The following is a 242-nucleotide window of genomic DNA, read 5'->3' on the forward strand; positions in this document are numbered from 1 at the left end:
GATCGCCCGCTGGATGAAGGGCTCCTCGCGGTCGCCGAGGCGGCGCTTCAGGCCGTCGATGTAGCCGATCAGGATCTGGAGGAAGTTGTTAAACTCGTGCGCCACGCTGTTGGTCAGGAGACCGAGCGCCTCGCGCTGGCGCGAGAGCAGGAGCGCGCCCTCGGCGTCCCGCCGCCGTGTCACGTCGATGACCTGGGCGATGCGGTACGGCGTCCCGGGCACCGGCGCCACGAGGACCTGCG

1 protein-coding gene is annotated in these 242 nt (G+C 70.2%); it reads right to left on the bottom strand.

All coding sequences use genetic code 11. The annotated features are described in order from the left end of the window. A partial coding sequence (locus CVH10_RS23695; protein ID WP_219925081.1) for a hypothetical protein occupies window positions 1-242 on the bottom strand: 242 nt, incomplete at both ends.

Origin of the sequence: Halomonas sp. ND22Bw (genome assembly GCF_003011945.1) — a bacterium.
GTDB lineage: Bacteria > Pseudomonadota > Gammaproteobacteria > Pseudomonadales > Halomonadaceae > Halomonas > Halomonas halophila.